Annotated in this window: 15 protein-coding genes and 1 pseudogene; 5 read left to right on the forward strand and 11 right to left on the reverse strand. The window is 61.1% G+C overall.

From position 1 onward, the window contains the following. Positions 1 to 26: 26 nt before the first annotated feature. The 4 genes from nagA to nagE all read left to right on the forward strand — a co-directional run bounded on the left by nagA (position 27) and on the right by nagE (position 6,581). Positions 27 to 1,133 (forward strand): N-acetylglucosamine-6-phosphate deacetylase, encoded by a 1,107-nt coding sequence (gene nagA / locus ACIP8I_RS11065; RefSeq protein ID WP_047292725.1) that lies wholly within the window; start codon positions 27 to 29, stop codon positions 1,131 to 1,133. Beyond that, complete coding sequence (locus ACIP8I_RS11070; RefSeq protein WP_400760975.1) at positions 1,114 to 2,136, forward strand: SIS domain-containing protein; 1,023 nt, start codon at positions 1,114 to 1,116, stop codon at positions 2,134 to 2,136. The genes nagA and ACIP8I_RS11070 overlap by 20 nt, the downstream gene beginning before the upstream one ends. Before the next feature lie 180 nt (positions 2,137 to 2,316). Continuing rightward, on the forward strand, positions 2,317 to 4,830 hold the full coding sequence (ptsP, locus tag ACIP8I_RS11075; protein WP_400760977.1) for a phosphoenolpyruvate--protein phosphotransferase: 2,514 nt from the start codon (positions 2,317 to 2,319) through the stop codon (positions 4,828 to 4,830). A gap of 35 nt (positions 4,831 to 4,865) precedes the next feature. Next, positions 4,866 to 6,581, forward strand: coding sequence for an N-acetylglucosamine-specific PTS transporter subunit IIBC (gene nagE, locus ACIP8I_RS11080; protein WP_400760978.1), 1,716 nt, complete (start codon positions 4,866 to 4,868; stop codon positions 6,579 to 6,581). 80 nt (positions 6,582 to 6,661) lie between these two features. Here nagE and ACIP8I_RS11085 read toward each other — a convergent pair whose 3' ends face one another. The 5 genes and pseudogenes from ACIP8I_RS11085 to purL form a co-directional block, all read right to left on the reverse strand. After that, positions 6,662 to 6,958, reverse strand: a complete 297-nt coding sequence (locus tag ACIP8I_RS11085) for a hypothetical protein (RefSeq protein WP_400760980.1) — start codon at positions 6,956 to 6,958, stop codon at positions 6,662 to 6,664. A gap of 244 nt (positions 6,959 to 7,202) precedes the next feature. Beyond that, on the reverse strand, positions 7,203 to 7,565 hold the full coding sequence (locus ACIP8I_RS11090; protein WP_400760983.1) for a DUF6124 family protein: 363 nt from the start codon (positions 7,563 to 7,565) through the stop codon (positions 7,203 to 7,205). 1,006 nt (positions 7,566 to 8,571) lie between these two features. Next, positions 8,572 to 9,660: pseudogene (locus tag ACIP8I_RS11095) on the reverse strand (autotransporter outer membrane beta-barrel domain-containing protein); the annotation flags it as partial. Between the two features lie 389 nt (positions 9,661 to 10,049). After that, the gene (locus ACIP8I_RS11100) at positions 10,050 to 10,361 is read right to left on the reverse strand and encodes an NGG1p interacting factor NIF3 (protein ID WP_400760985.1); all 312 of its coding nucleotides are present in this window, start codon (positions 10,359 to 10,361) and stop codon (positions 10,050 to 10,052) included. Positions 10,362 to 10,366: 5 nt separating this feature from the next. Next, positions 10,367 to 14,272: a phosphoribosylformylglycinamidine synthase gene (gene purL / locus ACIP8I_RS11105; protein WP_400760986.1), complete on the reverse strand. Its 3,906-nt coding sequence runs from the start codon at positions 14,270 to 14,272 to the stop codon at positions 10,367 to 10,369. Between the two features lie 285 nt (positions 14,273 to 14,557). On the opposite strand from purL, the gene mltF reads away from it, so the two are divergent. Further along, positions 14,558 to 16,018, forward strand: coding sequence for a membrane-bound lytic murein transglycosylase MltF (mltF, locus tag ACIP8I_RS11110; protein ID WP_400760988.1), 1,461 nt, complete (start codon positions 14,558 to 14,560; stop codon positions 16,016 to 16,018). Between the two features lie 126 nt (positions 16,019 to 16,144). Here mltF and pdxJ read toward each other — a convergent pair whose 3' ends face one another. The 6 genes from pdxJ to lepA form a co-directional block, all read right to left on the reverse strand. After that, on the reverse strand, positions 16,145 to 16,891 hold the full coding sequence (pdxJ, locus tag ACIP8I_RS11115; protein WP_047292711.1) for a pyridoxine 5'-phosphate synthase: 747 nt from the start codon (positions 16,889 to 16,891) through the stop codon (positions 16,145 to 16,147). Between the two features lie 39 nt (positions 16,892 to 16,930). Next, on the reverse strand, positions 16,931 to 17,620 hold the full coding sequence (recO, locus tag ACIP8I_RS11120; protein ID WP_007965159.1) for a DNA repair protein RecO: 690 nt from the start codon (positions 17,618 to 17,620) through the stop codon (positions 16,931 to 16,933). A 190-nt stretch (positions 17,621 to 17,810) separates the two neighbouring features. After that, a complete protein-coding gene (gene era / locus ACIP8I_RS11125; RefSeq protein ID WP_003221935.1) occupies positions 17,811 to 18,713 on the reverse strand; it encodes a GTPase Era in 903 nt (300 codons plus the stop codon). Next, positions 18,706 to 19,395 carry a ribonuclease III gene (gene rnc, locus ACIP8I_RS11130; protein ID WP_024011703.1) on the reverse strand — a complete coding sequence of 230 codons (690 nt, stop codon included), beginning with the start codon at positions 19,393 to 19,395 and terminating at the stop codon, positions 18,706 to 18,708. Before rnc ends, era begins: the two co-directional genes overlap by 8 nt. A 183-nt stretch (positions 19,396 to 19,578) precedes the next feature. Next, the gene (gene lepB, locus ACIP8I_RS11135) at positions 19,579 to 20,433 is read right to left on the reverse strand and encodes a signal peptidase I (protein WP_007965160.1); all 855 of its coding nucleotides are present in this window, start codon (positions 20,431 to 20,433) and stop codon (positions 19,579 to 19,581) included. 9 nt (positions 20,434 to 20,442) lie between these two features. Beyond that, positions 20,443 to 22,176, reverse strand: a 1,734-nt coding sequence (gene lepA, locus ACIP8I_RS11140; protein ID WP_400760991.1) for a translation elongation factor 4, incomplete at its 5' end; no start/stop codon positions are given.

A 22,176-nucleotide genomic window follows, 5' to 3' on the forward strand; every position in this document is an offset into this window, starting at 1 on the left:
CAGCCAGGCCAAACGAGAGAAGCGAAATGTCCGAAGACAACATCCTTACCGCCAGCGGCTGGGTTCGCGGCCGGCTGATCCACGAACACGGCAAAGTCGTGTCGATCGAAGGCGTGCCCTGCGATCCGGCCGACAATGACCTGCCCTACCTGCTGCCGGGTTTCATCGATCTGCACGTCCACGGCGGTGGTGGCAAAGACATCATGGAAGGCGCCAGCGCCTTCGAAACCATCACCAAAACCCACGTGCGATTCGGCACCACCTCGCTGCTGGCCACCACCATGACCGCGCCGAGTGCCGAGATCTCCAGCGTGCTGAAAGAGGTCGGCGAGTTCTGCGAACAGCGTCCGCAAGGTGCCGCCCGCGTCCTTGGTGTGCATCTGGAAGGCCCGTACATCAACCCCGGCAAACTCGGCGCGCAACCGAATTTCGCCCATACCGCGTTGATGGCCGAGGTCGAGCAATACCTCGCGCTGGCGCCGATCCGGGTGATCACCATCGCCCCGGAAATCGCCGGCCACGACGGGTTGATTCGTGAACTGAGCAGCCGCGGCATCCGCATGCAGATCGGCCACACCCTCGGCAGCTACGAGGAAGGCGTCGCCGCCCTGGATGCCGGCGCCACCAGCTTCACCCATTTGTACAACGCCATGAGCCCGCTGCATCACCGCGAGCCGGGGATCGTCGGCGCCGCATTGGCCCATGCCAAATTCGCCGAGCTGATCCCGGACTTGCTGCACGTGCATCCCGGTGCGATCCGCGTGGCCCTGCGTTCGATCCCGTGCCTGTACTGCGTCACCGATTCGACTGCCGCCGCCGGCATGCCCGACGGTGAATACAAGCTCGGCAGCCACACCGTGACCAAATGCCTGGGCGGCGTGCGCCTGCCCGACGGCACGTTGGCCGGCAGCACCCTGACCATGGATCAAGCCCTGCGCAACCTGGTGAAGATCGGATTGCCGATCGCCGAGGCCTCGCAGCGTCTGTCGCAATTTCCCGCCGACTACCTCGGCATCACTGAACGCGGGCGCCTGCAACCGGGGGCCTGGGCCGACTGCGTGCGGCTGGATCGCTCACTCACACTGACCGCCGTCATGGTCGAAGGAGAAGACATTGACTTCAAAAATGCTTGAAGAGGCGCTGTCCTCGTTCGAGGCCGTGCAAGCCCAACTGCAACAGCTCGACCCGCAAATGATCGAGATCGCCGGGCGTCTGCGCCGGCAGCCGCCGCAAGTGGCGATGACCGTCGCGCGCGGCAGTTCCGACCACGCGGCGAGCTACTTCGCCTACCTGACCATGCAGCAACTGGGGGTGCCGGTGGCGTCGTTGCCGATGTCGGTGGTGACCATGCAGCAGGCGCCGTTGAAGGTCAGCGGTCAAGTCGCGTTCGCGTTCTCGCAATCGGGGCAAAGTCCGGATCTGGTCAACAGCCTGCGCCTGTTGCGCAAGCGTGGCGCGCTGAGTGTGTCGATGGTCAACGCCGCCGATTCACCACTGGAAGCGGCCTGCGAATTCAGCCTGCCACTGCTCGCCGGCACCGAAAGCAGCGTCGCCGCGACCAAGAGTTTCATCGCCACCCTCAGCGCCAGCGCCCGCCTGATCGCGCACTGGAAAGAAGACAGCGAACTGCTGGAAGCGCACAACGCCCTGCCCGAAGGCCTGCGCGAAGCAGCGAAACAGGACTGGAGCGTGGCCATCGAAGCGCTGCGCGATTGCGAACGCCTGATGGTCATTGGTCGTGGCGCCGGTTTTGCCATCGCTCAGGAAGCCGCGCTGAAATTCAAGGAAACCTCGGCCATTCAGGCCGAAGCGTTCAGCAGTGCCGAAGTCCGTCACGGCCCGATGGCGCTGATCGACGAGCACTACCCGCTGCTGGTGTTCGCCCCACGCGGTGCCGAGCAGGCCGGTCTGATCAGCCTTGCGGCGGAGATGCGGCAACGCGGCGCCCGCGTGCTGCTGGCCGCGCCGGACGACATCCTCGAACGCGACCTGACCCTGAGTCGCGCCGAACACCCGGCCCTTGATCCGATCCTGGCGATCCAGAGTTTCTACGTGATGGCCGCAGGTTTAGCCGTGGCCCGCGGTATGGACCCGGATCAGCCGCGCCACCTGAGCAAAGTGACCCGTACGCACTAACCACTGCTGAACGATGCACAACCCTGTCGACGGACGCGAAACCGTTGATTGATGCAAACCTCTGTAGGCGCTGCCACAGGCTGCGATCTTTTGATTTTGACGCTAAAAAAACAGGATCAAAAGATCGCAGCCTTCGGCAGCTCCTACCGGGGACAGCGAAATTACTGATGAGACCGAGCCATGCACAACAACAATAAAGAGCTGACCCTCAGCGCCCCGCTCAGCGGCCCGGTGCTCACGCTCGCCAAAGTCCCGGACGCGGTGTTCGCCAGCGGCGCGATGGGTGACGGCATCGCCATCGACCCGCTGAATGACACCCTGTACTCGCCCTGCGCCGGGGAGATCATCCATGTCGCCCGCACCGGGCACGCGCTGACCGTGCGCGCCGACAACGGCGCGGAAATCCTCCTGCATCTGGGCCTGGACACCGTTGAACTGAACGGTGAAGGCTTCTCGATGCTGGTCAAGCAAGGCACCCGGGTCAGCAACGGCCAGCCGTTGTTGCGCTACGACCTGGACAAGGTCGGCCAGCAATGCAAAAGCCTGGTCAGCCTGTTGATCTTGACCAACAGCCAGGACTTCCAGGTGCGCCCGATCACGCTCAAAGCGGTGAAAGTCGGCGAGCCGTTATTGCACATCGTTGCGCGCAGCAGCTCTGGGGCGACTGCCGAAGCGGTTGGTGGCCCAGAGGTTCAGGGTCAGGTATTGGTCGCTCATCGCGGCGGCTTGCATGCGCGCCCGGCCGCGCTGATTCGCCAGACCGCACAAGGCTTCAAGAGCCAGTCGCACCTGCACTTCGCCGGCAAATCGGCGCCGTGCAACAGCCTGATCGGGCTGATGGGTCTGGCCATCGGCGAACAGGATCAAGTGCAGGTCAGCTGCCAGGGACCGGACGCCGAAGCCGCGCTGCAGGCCCTGCTCAATGCGTTGGCGACCGCCCTGCCCGACGATCATCACGCCGCTGCTCCGGTCCGTGCCGCACCGCAAAAACGCCCGGCCGAAGCTGGCGTGCTGCAAGGGGTGTGCGCCGCACCGGGACTGGTCGGCGGGCCGCTGTTTCGTCTGAACGCGATCAGCCTGCCGGCAGATGCGGGCAATCATGCTCCGCTTGAGCAACTGCAGAAACTTGAAGCCGCGCTGAATCAGGTTCGCGGCGAAATCAACGCCACCCTCGCCCAAGCGAAAAAGCACCGGAACAGCGACGAAGAAGCGATCTTCGCCGCACACCTGGCACTGCTCGAAGACCCGGCCCTGCTCGACGCCGCACAGCACTCCATCGACCAAGGCACAGCGGCGACCCACGCGTGGAGCCAGTCGATCGACGTGCAGTGCGAAGTGCTGCAACACACCGGTAGTGCGCTGCTGGCCGAACGCGCCAACGACCTGCGCGACCTCAAGCAACGGGTGCTGCGCGCCCTGCTCGGTGAAGCCTGGCATTACGACGTGCCGGCCGGCGCCATCGTCGCGGCCCATGAACTGACGCCGTCGGATCTGCTGCAACTCAGCGCGCAAGGTGTCGCCGGGTTGTGCATGGCCGAGGGCGGCGCGACGTCGCACGTGGCGATTCTGGCGCGCGGCAAAGGTCTGCCGTGCCTGGTGGCGTTGAGCGCCGCTTTGCTCGAACAGCCACAAGGTCAGTCGGTGGTGCTGGATGCCGATGGCGGCCGCCTCGAACTGACACCGAACGCCGAACGCCTGGCCGAAGTGCAGCAGGCGCAAATCGACCGTCAGCAACGCCGCGATGCCCAACAGGCCAAGGCGCATCTGCCCGCCGAAACCCGTAATGGTGTGGCCATCGAAGTGGTCGCCAACGTTGCCTCCAGCCATGAGGCGGCGGACGCCTTTGCCAACGGCGCCGATGGCGTCGGCCTGCTGCGTACCGAGTTCCTGTTCGTCGACCGGCAAACGGCGCCGGACGTCGAAGAGCAGCGTGCCGCCTATCAAGCCGTGCTCGATGCCATGGGCGATCACTCGGTGATCATCCGCACCATCGACGTCGGTGGCGACAAGCAACTCGACTACCTGCCGCTGCCCGCCGAAGCCAACCCGGTGCTGGGCCTGCGCGGCATTCGTCTGGCTCAGGCCCGCCCGGAAATCCTCGATCAGCAACTGCGCGCACTGCTGCAAGTCAGCCCGCTACGCCGTTGTCGGATCCTGTTGCCGATGGTCACCGAAGTCGACGAACTGCTGCACATCCGCCAACGGGTTGATGCGCTGTGCCTGGAGTTGGGCATTAATCAGCGCCCGGAAATCGGCGTGATGATCGAAGTCCCCGCCGCTGCATTGCAGGCCGAACAACTGGCCGAGCACGCCGACTTCCTGTCGATCGGCACCAACGACCTGTCGCAGTACACCCTGGCCATGGACCGCGACCACGCAGGTTTGGCCGCTCGGGTCGATGCGCTACACCCGGCGCTGCTGCGGCTGATCGCCATGACCTGCGCAGGTGCAGCGGTGCACAAGCGCTGGGTCGGCGTGTGCGGTGCCCTCGCTTCCGATCCGCTGGCAACCCCGGTGCTGATCGGCCTCGGCGTGACCGAGCTGTCGGTGAGCCCGGTACAGATCGGTGAAATCAAGGATCGCGTGCGCCAGTTGCACGAGGCCGAATGCCAACGCCTCAGCCTCGACCTGTTGAAACTTAACAGCGCCGCTGCGGTACGTCACGCCTGCCACCAGCATTGGCCTCTGCACTAACAACAAGCTCTCTATAACGAGCAGGGAGAACCACCATGTACCAACTCTTCATCGAAGGCCTGCAACGCCTCGGCCGCGCGCTGATGCTGCCGATCGCGATCCTGCCGATCGCCGGCCTGCTGCTGCGTCTGGGTGACACCGACCTGTTGAACATCGCGATCATTCACGATGCCGGGCAAGTGATCTTCGCCAACCTGGCGATGATCTTCGCCATCGGCATCGCCGTCGGGTTCGCCAAGGACAACAACGGCACCGCCGGCCTGGCCGGGGTGATCGGTTATCTGGTGATGATCTCCACGCTCAAGGTGCTCGACCCGAGCATCAACATGGGCATGCTCGCCGGGATCGTCAGCGGCCTGATGGCCGGCGCACTGTACAACCGCTTCAAGGACATCAAGCTGCCGGAGTATCTGGCGTTCTTCGGCGGCCGGCGCTTCGTGCCAATCGTCACCGGTTTCGCCGCCGTCGCGCTGGGCGTGGTGTTCGGCTATATCTGGCCGCCGATCCAGCACGGCATCAACAGCTTCGGCGCCTTGATGATGGAAAGCGGCAGCATCGGTGCGTTCGTCTTCGGCGTATTCAACCGCTTGCTGATCGTCACCGGTCTGCACCACATCCTCAACAACATGGCGTGGTTCGTGTTCGGCAACTTCACCGACCCGACCACCGGTGCTCTGGTCACCGGCGACCTGTCGCGTTACTTCGCCGGCGATCCGAAGGGCGGCCAGTTCATGACCGGCATGTTCCCGATGATGATCTTCGGCCTGCCCGCCGCGTGTCTGGCGATGTACCGCAACGCCCTGCCGGAGCGGCGCAAGGTCATGGGCGGGATCTTCCTGTCGATGGCGCTGACATCATTCCTGACCGGGGTGACCGAACCGATTGAATTCGCCTTCATGTTCCTCGCCCCGCTGCTGTATTTGCTGCATGCGCTGCTGACCGGCCTGTCGATGGCGATCACCAATGCGCTGAACATCCACCTCGGTTTCACCTTCTCCGGCGGCTTCATCGACATGGTGCTCGGTTGGGGGCGCTCGACCAATGGCTGGCTGGTGATTCCGGTCGGGCTGGCTTACGCCGTGGTGTATTACGCGGTGTTTGATTTCTGCATTCGTCGCTTCAATTTGAAGACGCCGGGGCGTGAGGACGTGGCCGCCACCGAGAAGTCGGTGCTCACGGAAAACGAACGTGCGGCGGCGTACATCAAGGCCTTGGGCGGTGCGGAGAATCTGGTGACTGTCGGTGCCTGCACTACCCGGTTGCGTCTGGAAATGGTTGATCGCAACAAGGCTTCCGACGCTGACTTGAAGGCACTGGGTGCGATGGCCGTGGTACGCCCAGGCAAGGGCGGCAGTTTGCAGGTTGTTGTGGGGCCATTGGCCGACAGCATCGCCGACGAAATCCGCCTCGCCATGCCGGCGCTGGGGCATGCGTTGGTGGCTGCGCCTGCGGTGGTGGTGGAGGAATCGAAAGCTGCATTGGTCGCTGCACCGGAAGCCCAGCAATGGCTGACGGCGTTGGGCGGTAGCGAGAATGTGCTGCAGCTGGACTGCATCGCCCTGACCCGCATTCGCCTGCAACTGGTCGATGGTAAAGCGTTGTCCGAGGCTCAGTTGAAAGAGCTGGGGTGCCAGGGTGTCAGCCCGTTGGAGGGTGGGGTCTGGCATTTGTTGATTGGTGAGAAAGCGGCGAGTTTGAGTGGGGCGATTGAGGCGTTGGTTAATCGGAGTGAGGTTAGCGCCAAGGTTTAACCCCTCGGCAAAATTCACCAGCCTCACTGATAAACGGAAAGCCGCTGGGCTGTGGAGCTCAGCGGCTTTTTATCGGGTGTTTACGCGACTGTGACGATGAACGTACGTGGTGCGGAGACACCAGCCTGTCCTCTGGCCCTGATCGAATGCGTGCTCACTGACAAATCCATCAAGTGAAAGTGCCAAGTGCCTGCAGCGTCGGCGACTACTTGCCCCATCACAGTAGCACCGTCGAGAATCTGGAGTTCATCGCCAGCAGGCGCCAAGCCACTCAACGGCACAACAGTGGACGATGTGATACCGCCGTTTGGAATCTCCTCGCCTTGGCTGTTTTTCACGGAAGTAATCACTGGCACAGTGTTTTTTTTAATAGACATAGCAAAATCCTTCTTACCTGTTGTGAATGGAAGTCTCATCAGACAGAAGTTGGCCGAAGCGCACCACTGTCAGAAATTACAGGTAAGCGGTGGTTTCCGATGATTGGTCATCATCAAGGCAAACCTGGGTATTGAATCCAAAAGTCGGTTGCCGACGGCTCGCTCCCACGCGAGGTCTCAACTCCCCAGAAAGGAGATGAGGTCCGCGACGGGACGAGCCGGTTTGCGATGATCATCCGATGAATCAGGTTTGCGGATCGACCCGGTCCAGCGCGCGGTTTACCGCCAGTTCGGCGAGCATGACGATTTGCTGGATCGCCAGTGCGGTGCTGCGTTGCAGGCCGCTGAGTTCGTTGGCGAAGTTGCTGGCCATGGCACTGGCGCAGGCCAACGATTCGTAGGCGTGGGCCAGCAGGGTTTCGGGGTCGACGTTGGGGTTGACCATGAACATTGTGCTGGGCTGATGCGCCTGAGCGGTTTGCGGAGTGAAGTAGAAATCGACAGCGCGCTTGATGGCTTCACGGTCTTTCGTCAGGTCTTCGACGCGGATAGCGTCTACGGGTGGTGCTGTGGTTTCGTGGGGTGGGTCGGGGATCAGTTTGTCCAAAATTCAACTCCTGCTACGGCGTGTGAAGATGCCATCGTTCGCCGGATCTCACGCGGCAAAGAGGTGGCAGCTATGTGCAGGGTGAGATCCACCGGAGCAGGCAACCGGCCAGACCGAAGTCTGCCCGCACACAGCCGCCATAAAGCAGGCAGCAGATTGAGCTGGCGCCAATTATCGTGGTGTTGGCGCTAGTTGCAAGCATTCCGGGGATCTCACGCCCGGTCGCTGAATTGGCAGCGACAGACAAAGCCTAGAGAGCGGGCGTCCGACGGACAACCTGAAAACCTTGTGGGAAGGTTCTGGTTATTCGACACATCATTAAACAACCAAAAACAAACCCTCTCCCTAGCCCTCTCCCAGAGGGAGAGGGACTGACCGAGGTGTTTGGTGGATGTACGCCGACGTGAAATACCGAGTCGAACTCATATCCTGAAAAGCCCAAAAATCGGCCCCCTCTCCCTCGGGAAAGGGCTGGGCGGTCGGCGTTCCGATGAGGGGCAGCTCCAACACAAATCAAAAACCGAACACCCCGTGCTCTTCACCACTAAACAGGATGAGCGCAAGCTCGGCTGCAGCTTTTGATCTTGATCCACCGGCCCCGTCGGCAGGCTGAGTGGAGGGATTGATCCGGAGGGTGGGAGCGCAGCGACCGTTCGACGAAGTCGAACACATCGAGAGGAGGTGCAGCGAAGCAAACCGGAGGCGATGCGCCCGGATCAATCCCGGAGCGAAGGAACCCCGAGCCTCAGCGAGCGGGCCGAACGTTGGGGCAAGCGTTTTTTGCTTACTTTTTTAGGCGCTTGTAAAAAAGTGAGTCGCCGTAAGGGCGAAACCGCCAGCCGCAGCAACCAAAAGAATGGATATTCACCCAATCAACAAGAGCATGGTCGCCTATAAGGGCGCCATCGCCGGCAAGCCAACTTCCACAGTTAAATGAGTTAACCCCTCAAATCGTGGCCAACAAAAAACCCGCAGAATTTGCTTTCCGCGGGTTTACATTTTGCCTCTAGAAACTCATCTGCCACTGCCCGGTCAACGCTTGATTACGACTATTGCTACCCACCTCGGCGTTGTAACCAATACTCAGGGTTTGGCGTGCAGAGATCCCGACGTCCACACCTGCCCCGACTATCAGGCTGTCGCGATCCAAAGCACTGCCCTGGACATTGAACCCGGAGCCACCCAAAACAAAGGCCTGACGGGTTTCACTTTCTACGTCGCCGTAAGTGTGGCGCCAGCCAAGGCTACCCCTCGGCGTTACGCTGATACCGTTCTGCAACTGATTAAGCTGCGCCAGTCGCACGCCGAACGTGCTGCTGAAGTTATCCTGGGTCTGGGAGTCCACGGCCAACGCGGCCAAGCCGCCTTTTTCAGTGAACCCTTCGCGGTGATAACGCTGGTACCCCAGATTGGCGAATGGCTCGACGTTGAGCCGGCCACTGCCCAACAAATAGCCCAGTTCCGCAAAGGCTTGTTGGCTGTCGGCATCGTAGTTGCCTTTTGGCCGGTCGCTGAAGCCTTCGAATTCAACCGTTCGCTTATTATCTCCGTCATGGCCGCTGTAAGCCGCCCCCAGGCGTAACGCCAGAGGCCCATCCTGGCGCATGGCGTACGCGCCGACATGCCAACTGTGCAGCGTGCCCTCGAAGCTATGGCTGTCGAGGTCAGTCTTCGAATAACCACCGAGTACGCCCATGCGCCATTCGGGCGAAAGCGACCAATCCACGCCCAGCACAGTGCCAGCCGTTCGTTGCTCAAAACTGGAATTGCCCTGTTCGCCGTCGAGCTTGCCGTAGCTGCCAATGCCTTGCAGCCATACGCGGCCCGGTGCGCTTGGATCGTTCAGATTGCGAACAGTGTTCGCAACGTCAGTGGCCGCCAGAACTGGGCTCTGCGATGAATCAAGCCCCACCCGCAAGCCGCTATCGCTGCCCATTTGCTGCATCGCTGTACGCATGCTGGTCATTACCGACGAACTGGCGGCCAGTGTGGCGCTGCTCAAATTGGCATTGCTGCCAGCAGCGAGACTTTCGATGGCTGCACTAATGCCTGCAGCACCTTGAGAGATCGTCATGACAGCGTTGTAAAGGACGTTGGACTTATCCCCATTGACCGGAAATCCAGACCCTGGAGGCCCGAAGATCGGGTCGAAATCGAGTGCAGGGCTTATCGTTTGGATACTTTCAGCGGCATGGATACCGTTCGCAGTTCGAGCATAACGACTAAGGTCCAGCTTATGAGGAACGTCCACCCGATTGAAGGCATCGCTGATCGTCTCTGCCGCTCTGACTTGATTGAAAAAACCTCCGGCAACAACCGAGGCCATACATACGGTGAAACGATGACGGGTAAGAAACATGCGAGAAATCCTTTTGTCGTTATGACTCGATCATCCTATATAGCGCTTTGGCATTACCAGCAAAAAGCAGGCAAAAAAAACCGCTGAAATCACTTTCAGCGGTTCTTTTATCAGCGGCCAAAGACTCAGAAATCTTCCAGCCGCCACACCTCATAAGCCGGCGTCTCGTACGGATGACTGAGCTTCAACGCCGCCACAACAGCCACGATCAACTCATCCACCACCACAAGCTCAACCTTCCATTCCTCAACCCGCTCAACCTGCCCCGCCTCGCCAATAAACGGCTGACTGCCATCCAACGGACGAAACTGACCCAAACCAAGCACCTGCCAGGCACAGTGGTCATAGTCCCCGATCCGCCCACCACCGGCAGCGAATACAGCGTCCTTGACCACCTCGACATGACTGTCAGGAACAAAAAACCCGAGCTTGTACACAGGCCTCAGTTCACCCAGACGCGCGCATTACGGAACATGCGCATCCAAGGAGCATCCTCGGTCCAGTCTTCCGAACGCCACGAGTTCTGCACCGCGCGGAACACCCGCTCCGGGTGCGGCATCATGATCGTCACGCGACCGTCGCGGCTGGTGAGACCGGTGATCCCGCGCGGCGAACCGTTCGGGTTGGCCGGGTAGGCTTCGGTGACCTTGCCGTGGTTATCGACGAAACGCATCGCCACGCAACCCGACAGATCGGCTTCCAGCAAGGCTTCTTCGCTGGAGAACTCGGCATGGCCTTCACCGTGCGCGATGGCGATCGGCATACGCGAACCGGCCATGCCCTGCAGGAAGATCGAGTTCGATTCCTGGATCTGCACCATCGCCACGCGCGCTTCGAACTGCTCGGAGCGGTTGCGCACAAAGTGCGGCCAGAACTCGCTGCCCGGGATCAGTTCGTGCAGGTTGGACATCATCTGGCAACCGTTGCACACGCCGAGGGTGAAGCTGTCGTTACGCTCGAAGAAGCCCTGGAACGCATCCCGGGCACGGCTGTTGAACAGCGCCGACTTGGCCCAGCCTTCACCGGCGCCAAGTACGTCGCCGTAGGAGAAACCACCGCAGGCCACCAGACCTTTGAACTCGTTCAGGTCGACGCGGCCGGCGAGGATGTCGCTCATGTGCACGTCGATCGCGTTGAAACCGGCGCGGTCGAACGCGGCGGCCATTTCCACCTGACCGTTGACGCCCTGCTCACGCAGCACGGCAACCTGTGGGCGGATGCCTTTCTTGATGTAAGGCGCGGAGATGTCCTGATTGACGTCGTAGCTCAGCTTGACGCTCAGGCCCGGGTTGTCTTCTTCCAGCAGCGCGTCGAACTCTTGCTCGGCGCAGTCGGCGTTGTCGCGCAGACGTTGGATCTGGTAGCTGGTCTCGGCCCACTGACGTTGCAGCAGACGGCGCTGGCCTTCGAACACGGTGTCACCGTTGAAGGTGATGTTGATCTGGCCGTTGTTGATCGGCTGACCGATCACCGACACGCAGTCGCCCAGACCGGCCGCGCTGAATTGCGCGAGGATGTCCGGGGTGGCGTCCTGACGAACCTGGATAACGGCACCCAGCTCTTCGTTGAACAGGATTGCGGCGATTTCTGCCGAGTTTTCGGCAACGCTGTCCAGGTTCAGGCTCAGACCGCAGTGGCCGGCGAACGCCATTTCCACCACGGAGGTCAGCAGACCACCGTCGGAACGGTCGTGGTAAGCCAGCAGGTGACCGTCGGCGTTGAGGCCCTGGATCACCGCGAAGAAGGCCTTCAGGTCTTCGGCGTCGTCGACGTCCGGAGCCTGCTTGCCGAGCTTGCCGTGAACCTGTGCAAGGATCGAGGCACCCATGCGGTTCTGGCCGCGACCGAGGTCGATCAGGATCAGGTCGGTGGTGCCCTTGTCCATGCGCAGTTCCGGGGTCAGGGTCTGACGGATGTCAGCCACTGGGGCGAAACCGGTCACGATCAGCGACATCGGCGAAGTTACGGTTTTTTCTTCGCCGTTGTCGTTCCAGCGGGTGGCCATGGACATCGAGTCCTTGCCCACCGGAATGGTGATGCCCAGCTCAGGGCACAGCTCCATGCCGACCGCTTTCACGGTGTCGTACAGACGCGCGTCTTCGCCCGGGTGGCCGGCAGCGGACATCCAGTTCGCCGACAGCTTGATGTCGGAGATCTTGTTGATGCGCGAAGCGGCAATGTTGGTCAGGGTTTCGCCGATGGCCATACGGCCCGACGCCGGAGCGTCCAGCAACGCCAGCGGAGTCCGCTCGCCCATGGCCATCGCTTCACCGGTGTAGACGTCGAAACTGGTGGCGGTGACGGCCACGTCGGCTACCGGCACCTGCCATGGGCCAACCATCTGGTCACGGGCCACGAGGCCGGTGATGGTGCGGTCGCCGATGGTGATCAGGAAGCTTTTGCTCGCTACGGCCGGGTGGTGCAGAACGCGTTCGATGGATTCGCTGATGTCGAAGTTCGACGGATCGAAATCATCGCCCAGCTCGGCTTCGCGAACCACCGAACGGTGCATGCGCGGGGCCTTGCCCAGCAGCACTTCCAGCGGCATGTCCACCGGGTTGTTGCCGAAGTGGCTATCCGTGACAGTAAGTTGCGGCTCGGCAGTGGCTTCGCCGACCACGGCGAACGGGCAACGCTCACGTTCGCAGATCGCCTGGAAGCGCTCGAAATCCGCCGGGCCGACCGCCAGAACGTAACGTTCCTGGGATTCGTTGGACCAGATTTCGTGCGGGGCCATGCCCGGCTCATCGTTGGGAATGTTGCGCAGCTCGAAACGGCCACCGCGGTCGCCGTCGTTGACCAGTTCCGGGAAGGCGTTGGACAGACCGCCCGCACCCACGTCGTGGATGAAGCTGATCGGGTTCTTGTCGCCCAGTTGCCAGCAACGGTCGATGACTTCCTGGCAGCGACGCTCCATCTCAGGGTTTTCACGCTGTACGGAAGCGAAGTCGAGGTCCGCCGAGCTGGTGCCGGTGGCCATCGAGGACGCAGCGCCGCCGCCCAGACCGATCAGCATTGCCGGGCCGCCGAGCACGATCAGCTTGGAGCCGACCAGAATCTCGCCTTTCTTGACGTGTTCTTCGCGGATGTTGCCCATGCCGCCCGCGAGCATGATCGGCTTGTGGTAACCGCGAACTTCGTCACCGTGCGGGGTGGTGATCGATTGTTCGAAGGTACGGAAGTAGCCAGTCAGGGCCGGACGACCGAATTCGTTGTTGAACGCGGCGCCGCCCAGCGGGCCTTCGATCATGATGTCCAGCGCGGTAACGATGCGCTCAGGCTTGCCGTACGGCACTTCCCACGGCTGTTCGAAGCCCGGGATCTGCAGGTTGGACACGGTGAAACCGGTCAGGCCGGCCTTTGGCTTGGCGCCACGACCGGTGGCACCTTCGTCGCGGATCTCGCCACCGGAACCGGTGGACGCGCCCGGGAACGGGGCGATCGCGGTCGGGTGGTTGTGGGTCTCGACCTTCATCAGGATGTGCACCGGCTCCTGCACCGCGCCGTACTGGCGGGTTTCCGGATCCGGGAAGAAGCGGCCGGCGACGTTGCCGACGATCACCGAAGCGTTGTCCTTATAAGCGGACAGCACGCCTTCGTTGTGCATCTGATAGGTGTTCTTGATCATGCCGAACAGGCTTTTTTCCTGGCTCTCGCCGTCAATATCCCAACTGGCGTTGAAGATCTTGTGGCGGCAGTGCTCGGAGTTGGCCTGGGCGAACATCATCAGTTCGATGTCGTGCGGGTTGCGCTTGAGACCGTTGAAGGCGTTGAAGGCGTTGACCAGATAGTCGATCTCGTCTTCGGCCAGGGCCAGGCCCAGCTCGGTGTTGGCTTTTTCCAGCGCGGCGCGGCCGCCACCGAGGATGTCGATCGCGGTCAGCGGCTTCGGCTCGGCGTGGCTGAACAGACCGGCGGCCTGTTCCAGATTGCCCAGAACGATCTGGGTCATGCGGTCATGCAGCAAGTCGGCAATCTGCTGGGCTTCGGTGTCGCTGAACTGGCCGGCGACGTAGAACGCGATGCCGCGCTCCAGGCGCTGGATCTTGCTCAGGCCGCAGTTGCGGGCGATGTCGCTGGCCTTGCTCGACCATGGCGAGATGGTGCCGAACCGCGGCAACACCAGAAACAGACGACCGGTCGGCTCTTGTACCGGAACGCTTGGGCCGTACTTCAGAAGGCGCGCAAGCACCTGCTGTTCGTCGCCGGTCAGGACGCCGGTGACTTCGGCGAAGTGAGCGAATTCAGCATACAGGCCACTGACAGCTGGAACCTTCTGGCTCAGTTGCTCAAGGAGTTTGCTGTGGCGAAAGGCAGAAAGGGCAGGAGCGCCGCGCAGGATCAACATCTTCGGGACAGCCTCGGGAAGGGGTGTGCTTTGAGGCCGTGCATTCTAGCCTAAACCGCCCTCAACATCACCCGAAACGCTACGCACGGTTGCACTCGGATATCAATCTGTGTTTCTGCCTTTGAAGTCAAATTTCGAGGGTGCGCGAGCAGCGCTTATTTTTTCTGTCACAAAATGCCGTTCAGCCCCATTCCTGCGGGGTTTCGTGCAGTTTTGTGATCTCTAGCAGACAAGCCCCTCACTGTCGAGATATGGCGCCCGCAGCCGTTTGCGTATACTGCGCAGATGTTTTTCCCAACGGCTTTGCGTCCGCGATACGCCAAATGGCTGATCGCAACCGGACTCTTCCTGATGCTCGGTGGCTGTGTTGATAAACCCAACACACTCGAGCGCGTAAAGGAGGATGGTGTGCTGCGGGTGATTACCCGTAACAGCCCCGCCACCTACTTTCAGGATCGCAGCGGTGAAACCGGCTTCGAATACGAGCTGGTGAAGCGCTTCGCCGACGATTTGGGTGTGGAACTGAAGATCGAGACCGCCGATAACCTCGACGACCTGTTCAACCAGATCGGCAAGCCGAACGGCCCGGTGCTGGCGGCGGCGGGTCTGGTCAGCAGCGACGAGCGCAAGAAACAGGTGCGCTTCTCCCACTCCTACCTGGAAGTCACGCCGCAGATCATCTATCGCAACGGCCAGTCGCGCCCTACCGATCCAGGTGATCTGGTCGGCAAAAAGATCATGGTGCTCAAGGGCAGCACCCACGCCGAGCAGCTGGCGGAGCTGAAAAAGAAGTTTCCGGGCATCGAGTACGAAGAATCCGACGCTGTTGAAGTGGTCGATCTGCTGCGCATGGTCGATGAAGGCCAGATCGACCTGACCCTGGTCGATTCCAACGAAGTGGCGATGAACCAGGTGTACTTCACCAACATCCGCGTGGCCTTCGACCTCGGCGATGCGCGCAGCCAGAGCTGGGCGGTGGCCGCCGGTGAAGACAACAGCCTGCTCAACGAGATCAACGCCTACCTCGACAAGGTGCAAAAGAACGGCACCCTGCAGCGCCTGAAAGACCGCTATTACGGCCACGTCGATGTCCTCGGCTACATGGGCGCCACTACCTTCGCCCAGCACTTGCAGCAGCGCCTGCCCAAATACGAACAGCACTTCAAGACCTACGCCAAGAAAGAGAAAGTCGACTGGCGCCTGCTCGCGGCTATCGGTTATCAGGAATCGCTGTGGCAACCGGCGGTCACCTCGAAAACCGGCGTGCGCGGCCTGATGATGCTGACCCAGAACACCGCTCAGGCGATGGGCGTGTCGAACCGTCTCGATCCCAAGCAGAGCATCATGGGCGGCGCCAAGTACCTTGCGTACATGAAGGATCAGCTCGACGAATCGATTCAGGAACCGGACCGCACCTGGTTCGCCCTGGCGGCGTATAACGTCGGCAGCGGCCACCTCGATGACGCGCGCAAACTGGCGTCCCGCGAAGGCCTGAACCCGGACAAGTGGCTGGACGTGAAGAAGATGCTGCCGCGCCTGTCGCAGAAGCAGTGGTACAGCAAGACCCGCTACGGCTACGCCCGGGGCGGCGAGCCGGTGCATTTCGTGGCGAACATTCGTCGCTACTACGACATCCTGACCTGGGTGACCCAGCCGCAGCTTGAAGGCGATCAGGTGGCCGAAGGCAACCTGCATGTGCCGGGGATCGACAAGACCAAGCCGGCGCAGGAGCCAGCCCCGCTTTAACCAACACCCCAAAACAAATGTGGGAGCGAGCTTGCTCGCGAATGCAGTGTGCCAGTCAACGAACAGGTTGGCTGACACTACGCCTTCGCGAGCAAGCTCGCTCCCACAGGGGTCATGCGCTGACCTTTAGCCTTTCAACGCGGCAGCCAGAATCAGCGCTTTCATTTCGGACACCGCAGACTTGAACCCCACGAACAACGCATGCGCCACCAGCGCATGGCCGATGTTCAGTTCGTTGATGCCCTTGATCGCCGCCACGGCTTCGACGTTGTGATAATGCAGGCCATGCCCGGCGTTGACGATCAGGCCCTGCGCCAGACCAAACGCCACGCCGTCCGCCACACGTTTCAATTCTTCAGCGACTTCGGTCGGGGTTTCAGCGTCGGCATAGCGCCCGGTGTGCAGTTCGATGGCCGGCGCACCGACGCGCTTCGACGCGGCGATCTGGCGCTCGTCAGCATCGATGAACAGCGACACTTCGCTGCCGATCTTCGACAGGCGCTCGACCGCTGCCTTGATGCGCTCTTCCTGCCCCGCTACATCCAGACCGCCTTCAGTGGTCAGTTCCTGACGGGTTTCCGGAACCAGGCAGATGTGCGCCGGACGGATGCGCTCGGCGAACGCCATCATTTCTTCGGTGACGCCCATTTCGAAGTTCATGCGGGTCTGCAGCACATCCTTGAGCAACAGCACGTCGCGCTCCTGGATGTGCCGACGGTCTTCGCGCAGGTGCACGGTGATGCCGTCGGCGCCCGCCTCTTCCGCGTCCAGCGCTGCCTTGACCGGATCCGGGTAGCGTGTGCCACGGGCCTGACGCAGGGTGGCGACGTGGTCGATGTTCACGCCAAGAAGAATGCGATTGCTGGTGGTCACGGATGCGCTCCTGAAGGGAAAGATTCGGCGCACAGCATATCAGGGCTTGCGAAATAGCTCGCGGCTGACGAGGGGACGGCCACCCAGATGAACGGCCAGTGCCTGACGCATCAGACGCTTGGCCGCCGACAGCGCGCCGGGAGCGGTCCAGTCGGCTTCGGCCATGGCCAGCAATTCGGTGCCGTTGAACAAACCCGGCTGCAACAGGAAGACGCGCTCCAGCCCGGCGTCCACTTGCAGACGATAAAGACCGTCCGGCGCGACCGGCTCGCTGTGGATATCGGTATTCAGGGAGAAGCCGTAACCGAGATCGTCCAGCAGGCGCCATTCGAACGAGCGCAACAACGGCTCCAGCGGGCGACCTTCGGCCAGGGCCAGCAGTGTTGCAGCGTAATGATCAAACACCGCAGGGTGCGGGTCTTCGGCGGGCAGCAGGCGGATCAGCAATTCGTTGAGATAGAGGCCGCTGAACAGCGCCTCACCGACCATCCAGGTCGCGTTGCCGGCACTTTCCATGCGCCCGACGTTCTTCAGTTCACCCTTGCCACGAAACTCGACTTCCAGTGGCACAAAGGGCCGCGCCAATGTCCCGGCCTTGCCCCGCGCACTGCGCAACACCGCCCGCAGCCGACCTTGCGGCGTAAGGAAATCGACCAGCGCACTGGTTTCGCGGTAGGCGCGCGAATGCAGGACGTAGGCGAGTTGGGCGGGAGGTGGGGTTTGCGACATAAGCCGAAAGATCTCTGAAGATCATCAATTGTGGCGAGGGAGCTTGCTCCCGCTGGGTTGCGAAGCAGCCCCAAGATCAGCGATTTGGTGTGTCAGGCACACCGAGGCGCCCGATTTCACGACTGCTTCGCAGCCGAGCGGGAGCAAGCTCCCTCGCCACAGAAGCCCGCTCGCACAGCGAAACCAACGTTTACAGGTCGCCGTAACCCAGCGAACGCAGTGCACGCTCGTCGTCGGACCAGCCGCCCTTCACCTTCACCCACAGGTTGAGCATGATCTTGGAGTCGAACAGCAGCTCCATGTCCTTGCGCGCTTCGGTGCCGATGCGCTTGATGCGCTCGCCCTTGTCGCCAATGATGATCTTCTTCTGACCGTCACGCTCGACGAGGATCAGCGCGTGGATGTGCAGGGTCTTGCCCTGCTGCTTGAACTCTTCGATCTCGACGGTGATCTGGTACGGCAGTTCGGCGCCCATCTGGCGCATGATTTTCTCGCGCACCAGTTCGGCGGCAAGGAAACGGCTGCTGCGGTCGGTGATCTGGTCTTCCGGGAAGAAGTGATCGTTCTCCGGCAGATGATCGGCGATGACCTTTTCCAGCGCGTCAAGGTTGTGCCCGTGCTGCGCGGAAATCGGGATGATCTGTGCGTTCGGCAGCTGTTCCTGCAACCACGACAGGTGCGGCATCAGCTCGGCCTTGTCTTCGATGCGGTCGGTCTTGTTCAGCGCGACGATCAGCGGGCCGGTCACGTACTGCACGCGCTCCAGCACCATCTGGTCTTCTTCGGTCCACTTGGTGCGGTCGACCACGAAGATCACCACGTCGACGTCTTTCAACGCCGCCGAAGCGGTTTTGTTCATGTAGCGGTTCAGGGCCTTTTCGCCACCCTTGTGCATGCCGGGGGTGTCGACGTAGATCGCCTGCACGTCACCCTCGGTCTTGATCCCGAGCATGTTGTGACGAGTGGTCTGCGGCTTGCGCGAGGTGATCGCGAGCTTCTGGCCGAGGATGTGGTTGAGCAGCGTCGACTTGCCGACGTTGGGACGGCCGACGATGGCAACGTAGCCACAGCGAGTTGCGTTTGTATCAGTCATTGCCATTCTCCACGCCCAGGGCAATCAGTGCTGCGGCGGCCGCTACCTGTTCGGCAATACGACGGCTCACACCCTGACCTCGGCTTTTTTCATTCAATAAGACCACTTCGCACTCGACGAAGAAGGTACGGCAGTGCGGCTCACCCTGGATATCCACCACTTCATAGCGTGGCAGTTCGCAACCGCGCGATTGCAGGTGTTCCTGCAGGCGGGTCTTGGGATCCTTGTTGGTGTCGACCAGCGTCAGGCCTTCGAACTCACCGGCCAGCCAGGCCAGTACGCGCTCGCGAGCGACGTCCATGCCGGCATCGAGGTAGATCGCACCGATCAGCGCTTCCAGGGCATCGGCCAGAATCGATTCGCGGCGGAAGCCACCGCTTTTCAGTTCGCCCGAGCCCAGACGCAGGTAGTCGCCCAAGTCAAAACCACGGGCCAGCACGGCCAGTGTCTCACCCTTCACCAGACGTGCGCGCAAACGCGACAACTGGCCTTCGCGGGCCAGCGGGAAGCGATCGAACAGCGCCTCGCCGGCGACGAAGTTGAGGATGGCATCGCCGAGGAATTCCAGGCGTTCGTTGTTACGCCCGGCAAAGCTGCGGTGCGTGAGGGCCAGCAGCATCAGCTCCTGATCCTTGAAGGTGTAACCGAGCTGGCGCTCGAGACGGCTTAGAGAAACGCTCACGGTTTACCCACGCTGAGTTCGTGGCTGGATTCCACTGCCATCGCCGGGGTACGGCGCAGGCCTGGGACAATTAACGCTGTGTTCAAAAATGACGTCCTGAATATCGTGGCTTCATGCCCTGGCGCCGATTTGTGTCGACTCCAGAAATGCATTCGGCGCTGTGGTCAACAGCGCCGTGATTGATTACTTGATCAGGCCAACCCGCGAGAAATTCGGCAGGTGGCTGAGTTTCGGTTCCGGCCAGCTCATCCAGACAGCGAAGGCTTTGCCGACGATATTCTGGTCGGGAACCATGCCCAGCAGATCCTTGGGAATGTTCGGGTCATCCCAGTAGCGACTGTCGTTGGAGTTGTCGCGGTTGTCACCCATCATGAAGTAATGGCCGGCCGGCACGGTCCAGGTATGGTCCGGGGTAGCACGGTAGCGGCTCATTTCCTTGCGGATCAGGTGCTCGGCAGCGCCGAGTTTTTCCTTGTAGAGCTCCGCGCTGCCCAGCGTGCCCGGCTCGGAGCCGACCAGTTGCTCGGCAATCGACTCGCCATTGACCAACAGACGCTTGTCGGCGGTGTAACGCACCGTGTCGCCCGGCAGGCCGACTACACGCTTGATGTAGTTGACGTTCGGGTCGCTCGGGTAGCGGAACACCATCACATCGCCACGCTGTGGATCACCGACTTCGATGACTTTCTTGTCGATCACCGGCAGGCGGATCCCGTAAGAAAACTTGTTCACCAGAATGAAGTCGCCAACGTCCAGGGTCGGTTTCATCGAGCCGGATGGAATCTGGAACGGTTCCACCAGGAACGAACGCAGCACCAGCACGATGAACAGCACCGGAAAGAACGACTTGCCGTATTCAACCAGCAACGGCTCTTTGTTCAGCTTCTCGACCACCACGGGCTCGGGCTGGCTGACACTGCCTTGATAGGAGGCAATGGCAGCACGCCGACGCGGTGCCAGGAACAGCAGATCGAGCAACGCCAACAGGCCGCAGACGAACACGGCGATGACCAGCAACAGCGGGAAATTTAGTGACATAGGACCTGACTATTCCAACCTGAGCACGGCAAGGAAGGCTTCTTGTGGAATTTCCACGTTGCCGACCTGCTTCATGCGTTTCTTACCGGCCTTTTGCTTTTCAAGCAGCTTTTTCTTACGGCTTACGTCACCGCCGTAGCATTTGGCCAATACGTTCTTTCTGAGTGCCTTGACGGTTGTCCGGGCAACGATCTGACCGCCAATGGCCGCCTGGATCGCCACGTCGAACATCTGACGAGGAATCAGTTCTTTCATCTTCTCGGTCAACTGGCGACCTTTGAAGTGCGAATTGTCACGGTGCACGATCAACGCCAGGGCGTCGACCTTGTCACCGTTGATCAGCACGTCCAGCTTCACCAGATTAGCCGATTGGTAACGATCGAAATGGTAATCCAGCGAAGCATAGCCACGGCTGGTGGATTTGAGGCGGTCGAAGAAGTCCAGGACCACTTCGTTCATCGGCAGGTCGTAGGTCACTTGTACCTGATTGCCGAGGAACAGCATGTCGACCTGTACGCCGCGTTTCTCGATGCACAGGGTGATGACATTGCCCAGGTGTTCCTGCGGAACCAGGATGTTGGCCCGCACGATCGGCTCGCGCATGTCTTCGATTGTCGACACATCCGGAAGCTTGGATGGGTTGTCGACGTAAATCGTTTCACCGGTTTTCAGCACCAGCTCGAAAATTACCGTTGGCGCGGTGGTGATCAGGTCCAGGTCGTATTCGCGCTCCAGGCGCTCCTGGATGATCTCCATGTGCAGCATGCCGAGGAACCCGCAACGGAAGCCGAAGCCCAGGGCGTCGGAGCTTTCCGGGGTGTACTGCAGCGACGAGTCGTTCAGGGTCAGTTTCTGCAGCGCTTCGCGGAAGTCTTCGAAGTCGTCGGAGCTGACCGGGAACAGACCGGCGTAAACCTGCGGCTGGATGCGTTTGAAACCGGGCAGAACCGGCACATCCGGGGTCGAGCTCAGGGTCAGGGTGTCACCGACCGGTGCACCGTGAATGTCCTTGATGCTGGCGATGATGAAGCCCACTTCGCCGGCCTTGAGGTCAGCGGTGGCGGTGTGTTTCGGGTTGAAAACACCGACGCTGTCGACCAGGTGGATCTTGCCGGTGGATTTCACCAGGATCTTGTCGCCCTTCTTCACGCGGCCATGACGCACGCGCACCAGGGAGACAACGCCCAGGTAGTTGTCGAACCAGGAGTCGATGATCAACGCTTGCAGCGGATCTTCGATGTTGCCGGTCGGCGCAGGAATGGTCGCGACCAGACGCTCGAGCACTTCGTCGACACCCAGGCCGGTCTTGGCGCTGCAGGTGACGGCGTCGGTGGCGTCGATGCCGATGATCTTCTCGATCTCGTCCTTGACGCGGTCCGGCTCGGCCTGTGGCAGGTCGATCTTGTTCAGCACCGGCATGACTTCGAGGCCTTGCTCGATGGCGGTGTAGCAGTTGGCCACGGACTGGGCTTCAACACCCTGACCGGCATCGACCACCAGCAATGCACCTTCACACGCGGCCAGGGAACGGCTGACTTCGTAGGTGAAGTCGACGTGGCCCGGGGTGTCAATGAAGTTCAGCTGGTAGGTGACGCCATCTTTGGCTTTGTAATAGAGGGTAACGCTGTGGGCCTTGATGGTGATCCCGCGTTCGCGCTCCAGATCCATGGAATCCAGTACCTGGGCTTCCATTTCACGCTCGGCCAGGCCACCGCACATCTGGATGAAACGGTCAGCCAGCGT

The organism is Pseudomonas sp. NPDC088414 (genome assembly GCF_044753325.1).
GTDB lineage: Bacteria > Pseudomonadota > Gammaproteobacteria > Pseudomonadales > Pseudomonadaceae > Aquipseudomonas.